Source organism: Tateyamaria sp. syn59 (assembly GCF_007995245.1).
Classification (GTDB): domain Bacteria; phylum Pseudomonadota; class Alphaproteobacteria; order Rhodobacterales; family Rhodobacteraceae; genus Tateyamaria.
In genome coordinates, this window is sequence record NZ_VCBA01000043.1 from 1 (window position 1) to 6,715 (window position 6,715).

A 6,715-nucleotide genomic window follows, 5' to 3' on the forward strand; every position below is an offset into this window, starting at 1 on the left:
AACGTCTCATGCGCCGCCGCGATCTGCTCGGCCTGCGTGGGGTTCTCGGATGGATGCCAAGCAAGCGAATAGCAGTAGACAGGCGTTTGCAATGGTCGCCCGCCTTTGATCCCTGCCGCCCGTTTCAACTGGTCGGCATGGCTGGCGGTGTCGATCATGTGGGCGATGCCAATATCTGCGCGGTCGGTCGGCAAATTCAGCGTTTCGGTGAATGCGACACGATCCGCCGACAAAGCCCCTTTGTCGTGCAGATAGTAGAGCGCCGCGCCCTTAAAACTGCGGCCTGCTTTGGCGACTCTTGGGATCATGGTTCAGCCATTGGTCAAAGAGGCTATCGAGCTTCGCGCAGACTGCCAAAAGCTCAGAAGGGGCGACGGTTCTTTGCGCATTCATCGCCTTGGCAATCTGGTTCAGATTGACACCGATGCGGCGCAGTTCGTCACGGGTGGCAAAATCGGGCGCGGTCGATTGTTGCACGGTGACGGACTTGCCAAGGGCGGCGGCACGGACAAACGCGGTGACGTTTGTTTCGCCTGCCTCGGCCTTGGCGTTGAGCTTCGCAAGCTCAACAGGGGAGAGGGACACGCGCACGGATTCCGTGCGCTTCTTGGCGGGATCGATTTTCGGTCGTGCCATGCTCGTGTCCTTTCTCCCAAAGCTGGGTTTTAGGGGGTGGCGCAAGACCCCCTAACGAGACGCTTGAAACCGTTGGTTTCTGCGGTTTATAGGAACTATAAACATATCTCGCTACTCTAAATTCTAACGTATAAATCTAAATGGAAACTTAACCGCTTTTTTTGCAAACGGATGACCCACCATGAAGCTACCCAGAGGCACAGAACGACAACGGCGAAGTACTGCCCCAGAAGCCAAGTGGATGACGCGCGAACAGCTATCAACGCGCGAATATCAACAGGGGTCCATCCTGCTCGGCCGTGACGATGACGGGCGGTACATCGGCGCGATTGACGATGCCGGCAATCCAGAGGATCGCCATATCGTCACCGTCGCCGGCTCTCGTGCGGGGAAGTCGTCAACATGCCTCAAGCCGAACTTAGCTCTATGGCCTTCGTCGGCTTTGGTGATCGATCCCAAAGGCGAACTGGCGACGGAAACCGCCGCCAGACGTGCCGCCATGGGGCAGGATGTCTACATTCTCGATCCGTTCAATGAGGTGAAAGGCGCCGCCCAAAAATGGCGGGCGACTTACGACCCATTGAGCGAAATCAAAGCGGGCAAGCCTGACGACATGATCGACAATGCCGCCCTGATCGCGGATGCCCTGATCGTGCCAGACAAAGACGCAAAGTCGGATCACTGGACGCTCTCGGCAAAGAACCTGTTGCGCGGTTTCATCCTCTGGGCGTTGCACCGCGATTTGAACCACGGGCAAACCGCGTCGCTTGTCGATGTGAGAGAGTGGATTACAGCCCCACAGGGCGACGATGAGGACGATGAGGACGATGAGGTAGGGTTAGACACCCTTTTCGCGCTCATGGGCAACACAGAGGCTTTCAGCGGCGTTCTAGCGGGCGTCGGCAACACCATGAAAGGGAAGCCCAAGGGCGAAAAGGGTTCGATCATCTCAACGGCGGTCGAACAAACGGCCTTTCTCGATTCAGAGCCTATGCAAACGCATTTGGCGGGCGAGGATCTGCGCCCCCTGCCCTCGTTGCGGATCTTGAAGCAAAAGCCCACGACGATCTATCTCGTGTTGCCTGCGTCACGGATGGGAACGCATTTCAGGTGGTTGCGCACGATCCTGACGCTTGCGCTCGCCACCCTCGAAAACGAGCCGCACCAGTTGGGCAAGGATGCCCCTGTGCTGTTCGTGTTAGAGGAATTCCCGCAACTCGGTTACATGCGCCAGATCGAGGCCGCGGCGGGCTTGATGGCAGGCTATCAGGTCAAGCTATGGTCGATCCTGCAAGACCTGTCGCAGTTGAAATCGCTCTACAGGGATTCTTGGGAAACCTTCATTGGCAATGCAGGCGTGATTCAAGCCTTTGGGAACACCGATGCGACGACGCTTGAGTATATTTCGCGGTCGCTCGGCAACCTGCAAATCATGGAAACACAGCCCACTTTTGCCACGCCGTCCAATGTCGGTGGCGGTGGCCTGACAGAGCGCGAAAATTCAAAGGGCGTGCCGTTGCTCGCCCCCTTTGAAATTGCGCAATTTGCGGCGCGTGATACCCAGAGACAGATTATCTTGTTTGCAGGGCAAGCCCCTGCGTACATTCAAAGATTGACCCATGAGGAGGTAAGCAAAATTGGCAGTTGATGCGTCTATGCGGGCAACGTCCCGTTTCGAGAAAACCGAACAGAACGGCCTGACGCTGAATCTGCTCTATTCGCTTCCCTATGATGAATACAAAAAATCGGGTCTGCTCAAGCGTGGCTTTGGCTTGGCGGACGGCAGTTTCGACACTGTTATGAACGATTACATGGCCTCATTTTGCGTGTTCAACGGGGCATTGACCATTGGCGATACTCGGCACTGTTTCCTTGATCTGGGCTTGTTTGAGACCGTTTCAGAACAGCAATGGAGCGGTCGGGAAAGCATCAAAATCCAGACGAATATCAACCAAACAAAACAGGTTGCAGGGCAGGAACGCGCCTCATGGACGATTGCAGGATTTAACCCTGCCATGGGCGAACGTGTGCTTGTTGGTCATAGCCACGGTTCGCATGATAGCGTCCTGACGGTGCAAACACGCCTGAATATGATCATGGATTTGGCGCGGCGGATTGCTCAACCTTATGAGCCTGAAATCCGCCAAAACTACCGTAATAGGACTGTTTCACCCAAGGATGGCGATCAAGATATGGTCGATGAACTGCGGGAAATCTGGGACGAATTTAACCCGCATTGGGAATGGTGATCCACCCCCGATAGAATACCTCTCGCGATGCTCGCGCGTCTGGCCTCCCTCTCTTCGTTGTCACGCGGTCGGCCTTCCGTCTATGCAGGGCTGGTAATATCTCGGATGATTGGTTTGCCAATCTTACTTTCAAAGTATTTGACGGTTTCGCCATAGCTCATGTTGAGCATCTGCGCGTAGTCTGTAAGCTCCGCGTGCATTGTGGTTTCCCCGAATGACATGCCTTTGATGATGGCACTTTCTGGGATTTCATCGTGACCATGATATATCCCACGATCTCGTGTCGGTTTAAGTACGATTTGTTTGCTCATCCCCTGTCATAGCAAGATTTCAACCGTGAAACCTTAGGAAGGTATTCCCAAGGGGCATAGCTCTGTCTGTGGTTTAAGTGCCTGACCGTCGGGTCGCTGTCGCTGATGCCGAAAAGAGCCGTGATAGGTTCTCCGTCAAGGCGGCGAAGCCCCTGCGTAGCAGGTTGCCTTGATGGGGGTTCTAGCATGGATCAGGCATCAATCTGCGACTGCGTTCCCGATGGCCTCTTGGCACGTACCGCCTGACCAGAGGTGAGCAAGAGCGAACCAAGGCGCGCCGCCCTGTAAGGGCGGTTATCGCGCCAGAGCATCCGCGAAGCGGATTCCTTTTAGGCAAACCCGAAGGGTGAAGCCTTATCCACAACTCTGTTGTGTTGTTCTATGTGTTCTATAAGGTGTTCCCCCCTAAATTCCTGAAATGAATCAGATATTTAGCGCCATTAGGGTATAGAGATTCAGCAAAATCGGCTGTTCAGGTATAGAGATTCAGCGTTCAGGTATAGAGATTCAGCAAACGATCCACATTCATTCAGGTATAGAGATTCAGCGCATCTTGTCCCCCTTAAGGTATAGATGAGGAAATCGCTTTCCTATGCCTTGCGAATGTGCTTCCATCGATTCGATGAGCAACGACAACACCGCCCCGACGCTCTTTGATGAGAGCGAACTCGGCGGCATACAGGCAACAGGCAAGACTTGGACGGTATCGGCGGATGATCCCGCTACCGTTCCCGTGCCGTTGCAGGTGGTGATCGTCAACGTCAAAGGCCCACATAACGAGAAGGATCGGAAGCTGTTTGCGCTCCTTCTGCATCATGCCTTTGAAGAACTGGGCGAACAGCCCATGCACGAAATTTCCGTCGCCCAGATCGATCAGCTATGCCGTGATCTTGGCGGCGATCACGGGGTGAAATGGACGTGGCAGAGTGCCAAGAACTTGGCTGAAACCACTGTCGAATGGGAATACACGCTCGGCGATGAACGGGTGCAAGGCGTGTCCTCCCTGTTCTACGCCCAGTATCATAAATCCGCCCGCTCTACGGGTCGCCTGAAATATGGCTTCCCGCCGCCCCTGATCCCTATCTTGAAACATCCCATGCGCTTCGCTCGTCTGCGGGTGCATTTCCTGATGAAGCTGTCGGGCAAATATGCCGTGACGCTCTATGAAATCTTGGAAGGCTTCGCCAACCGTCGCGACGGTGAATGCCGCGTCACCATCGAAGAATTGCGCCGATGGCTCAAAGTCCCAGAGGACAGCTATCCAGAGTGGAAGGCGTTTCGGCAATGGGTTCTCAAGCCTGCCATCGATCAAATCAACGCTGATCCCCTTGGGGCAGGATTTTCCATCGATTACACGCCGATCCGCAAAGGGCGGTTCTATCATGAAATCGTGTTCAAACTGACCAAAACGGATGGCCGCAAAGGTCAGGAGCGCGATATTCGGTCGGCCAAGGCGAGCAAGCAACGTCTGGCCGATTTGAAGGCCAAGGGACGCCCTGAACTCACCTCGGCCATGATTGCCCGTGCGGACAAAGAAACCCGCCACAGCCTCGATATGGCGGAGATAGAGCGTCAATTCTGGGCGTATTGGGAAGCCAAGGGCAAAGAGGATTTCAAAAACCTCGGCGGCGCGTTCATGGGTTTCACCAAAGAGAAATACAAACAGTCGCTAGGTCGCTAGCCCCCTGCCCTCTTTGACAGGTTGTGCGAATGTGGCACACTGGGTTGAGACACTGGGGGAACACCAGTGCGAAACACCGAGCAACACCACAGGCAAACACCATGGCAAAACTATCACTAAACAAGGCGGAAAAGGTCGCCCGCAAAACCAAAAAGACCATTAAAAAAGACCTTGATGAAGGCAGGTTATCAGGATCGAAGAACGCGCGCGGGCATTGGGAGATTGAGGAATCAGAGCTTTCCCGATTCTACGATCTGAACACCAGTGACCTAGTGTCAACACCGCCCCAAACACCGCGCGACACTGACGAGAACACCAGTGAAAACCGCATAAAAATCGCAGAGTTAGAGGCGGAAGTTAAAGCCTTGCGCCGTGAAGTTGAGCGCACGGATATGGAACGCGAGAGAGAGCGTGAAAACCTGTCCAAACATATCGAAGATATGCGCACCGCCATGGCGGTTTTGACGGATCAGAGAGGGCAGGGGGGCAAACCATCTCGGTGGGAACACCTCAAGGCACTTGTGACGGGATAGCCTAGCGGGTACGGCAAAAGTCGTGATCGTTGGTGCGTGTGCGCCGCTTGTTGCGCTGTCGCTGTTGGGCTTGGATGGCTCGCGCCTCGGCGATGGCCTTTTCATCACCACCAAAGAACGCCTCGAAACTGCGCCGTTTCGGCTTTGATTTCTGGGCGCGTTCGAAGTCCTCACGGGCTTTGCATCGGCCTGTTGCTGTTGATCCTGCACATGTTTGAGGATGCCCACAGCACCCGCCTTGATTGTCCTTGTTCACGTAAACCCTTTTGTTGGTCTAAGTGTAACATATCAAAGGACAATTCCCCAAATTACATATCAAACTCGCGCCCGCCATCGTCTCGATCACGCTTGCGGGTTCGGTTGCGCTTGCGGTTTTTCGCGCGTTCCTTCTTCTGGGTTTCGCGGGCTTTGGTGATGGCTTTTTCATCACCACCAAAGAACGCCTCGAAACTGCGCCGCTTTGGCTTCTTCGCCTTGTCGCGGCGGTCGGCATTCTTCTCAAAATCAGGCTTCGATTGTTCGGGGGCAGGCTCTTGCCAGATTTCGGCGGATTTGGCCTTGGTGGCCTCATAGGCGCGTTGATCCTGCTCGGCGTGCATGGCCTTGAGGTCGTCACGGTCGATCTGCCAAAGCCGATGGATTTGGCGGGATGCGTCCCGCACACGCGCCTTGTGTTCGTTGCCTAGCTGTTTCTTGGCCTGCTCTTGCTGTCGGATGAACTCGGCGCGTAGCTCGCCGTCATTCGTCAGAGCCAGGAGCGTGCCAACGATTTTGTTTCGCTTGCTCCTGGACAAAGCGAACCCGAGACGGTCGAAAAATCCCGCGTCGAAGTTCTTCAGGTCGGTACGTTGCTGTTTGAACAGGTCGCGCCATCGTGGCTTGAACACGGCCTTAATCTCTTCCCGCCGCTCGGCAAACATGGCCTCTCTGCGATCCCAGAGGGCATCGTATTGGCCTTTGCGGCTGTCCTTGGCCTTGGCACGATCCGCGCGGAAGCTGTCCCAAATATCTTTGGTTTGGGACTTCTTCCACGCCCGCCACTCCTGCGGCGACATGGATTGATCCTTGTGGAATCCATCTTTGCGCTTTTTGCGGTTTTCATCGCGGGCAGGGCAGAAATGCAGCTCACCGCGCTTCTCGCGGTAGTCATGCGCCCAGTCGGATAGCTTCAACTGGTCGTTGCTCATGGTCGCCGCCTTGCCCGTGATCGGGCAAACGCGGTTGACCATGATATGCACATGGCGGTGATCAGTGTCGTTGTGACCGATGATAACGGCCTGACGATCGGAGACGCCCAGACGTTTC

At 55.0% G+C, this 6,715-nt stretch carries 7 protein-coding genes and 1 pseudogene; 4 read left to right on the forward strand and 4 right to left on the reverse strand.

Features of this window, described 5'->3' with window-relative positions:
* Together FD715_RS22220 and mobC are read right to left on the reverse strand one after the other, a co-directional pair.
* Positions 1–308 (reverse strand): annotated as a pseudogene (locus tag FD715_RS22220) (hypothetical protein); the annotation flags it as partial.
* Positions 271–636 carry a plasmid mobilization relaxosome protein MobC gene (gene mobC, locus FD715_RS22225; RefSeq protein ID WP_147115418.1) on the reverse strand — a complete coding sequence of 122 codons (366 nt, stop codon included), beginning with the start codon at positions 634–636 and terminating at the stop codon, positions 271–273. The pseudogene FD715_RS22220 and the gene mobC, both read right to left, overlap by 38 nt.
* Positions 637–877: 241 nt before the next feature.
* On the opposite strand from mobC, the gene FD715_RS22230 reads away from it, so the two are divergent.
* Both FD715_RS22230 and FD715_RS22235 read left to right on the forward strand, forming a co-directional pair.
* Positions 878–2,284, forward strand: a complete 1,407-nt coding sequence (locus tag FD715_RS22230; RefSeq protein ID WP_189799617.1) for a type IV secretory system conjugative DNA transfer family protein — start codon at positions 878–880, stop codon at positions 2,282–2,284.
* Entirely contained in the window at positions 2,274–2,885 is a 612-nt protein-coding gene (locus FD715_RS22235; RefSeq protein ID WP_147115424.1) for a hypothetical protein, read from the forward strand. The genes FD715_RS22230 and FD715_RS22235 overlap by 11 nt, the downstream gene beginning before the upstream one ends.
* An 80-nt stretch (positions 2,886–2,965) precedes the next feature.
* Here FD715_RS22235 and FD715_RS22240 read toward each other — a convergent pair whose 3' ends face one another.
* Positions 2,966–3,196, reverse strand: coding sequence for a hypothetical protein (locus tag FD715_RS22240; RefSeq protein WP_147115427.1), 231 nt, complete (start codon positions 3,194–3,196; stop codon positions 2,966–2,968).
* A gap of 622 nt (positions 3,197–3,818) precedes the next feature.
* Between FD715_RS22240 and FD715_RS22245 the strand changes: the two genes are divergently transcribed.
* The gene (locus FD715_RS22245) at positions 3,819–4,877 is read left to right on the forward strand and encodes a replication initiation protein (RefSeq protein WP_189799618.1); all 1,059 of its coding nucleotides are present in this window, start codon (positions 3,819–3,821) and stop codon (positions 4,875–4,877) included.
* Positions 4,878–4,978: 101 nt separating this feature from the next.
* The gene (locus FD715_RS22250) at positions 4,979–5,410 is read left to right on the forward strand and encodes a hypothetical protein (protein ID WP_147115433.1); all 432 of its coding nucleotides are present in this window, start codon (positions 4,979–4,981) and stop codon (positions 5,408–5,410) included.
* Between the two features lie 308 nt (positions 5,411–5,718).
* On the opposite strand, the gene FD715_RS22255 is transcribed toward FD715_RS22250, so the two are convergent.
* Positions 5,719–6,715: relaxase/mobilization nuclease domain-containing protein (locus FD715_RS22255; protein ID WP_147115436.1), on the reverse strand; the 997-nt coding region annotated here is incomplete at its 5' end.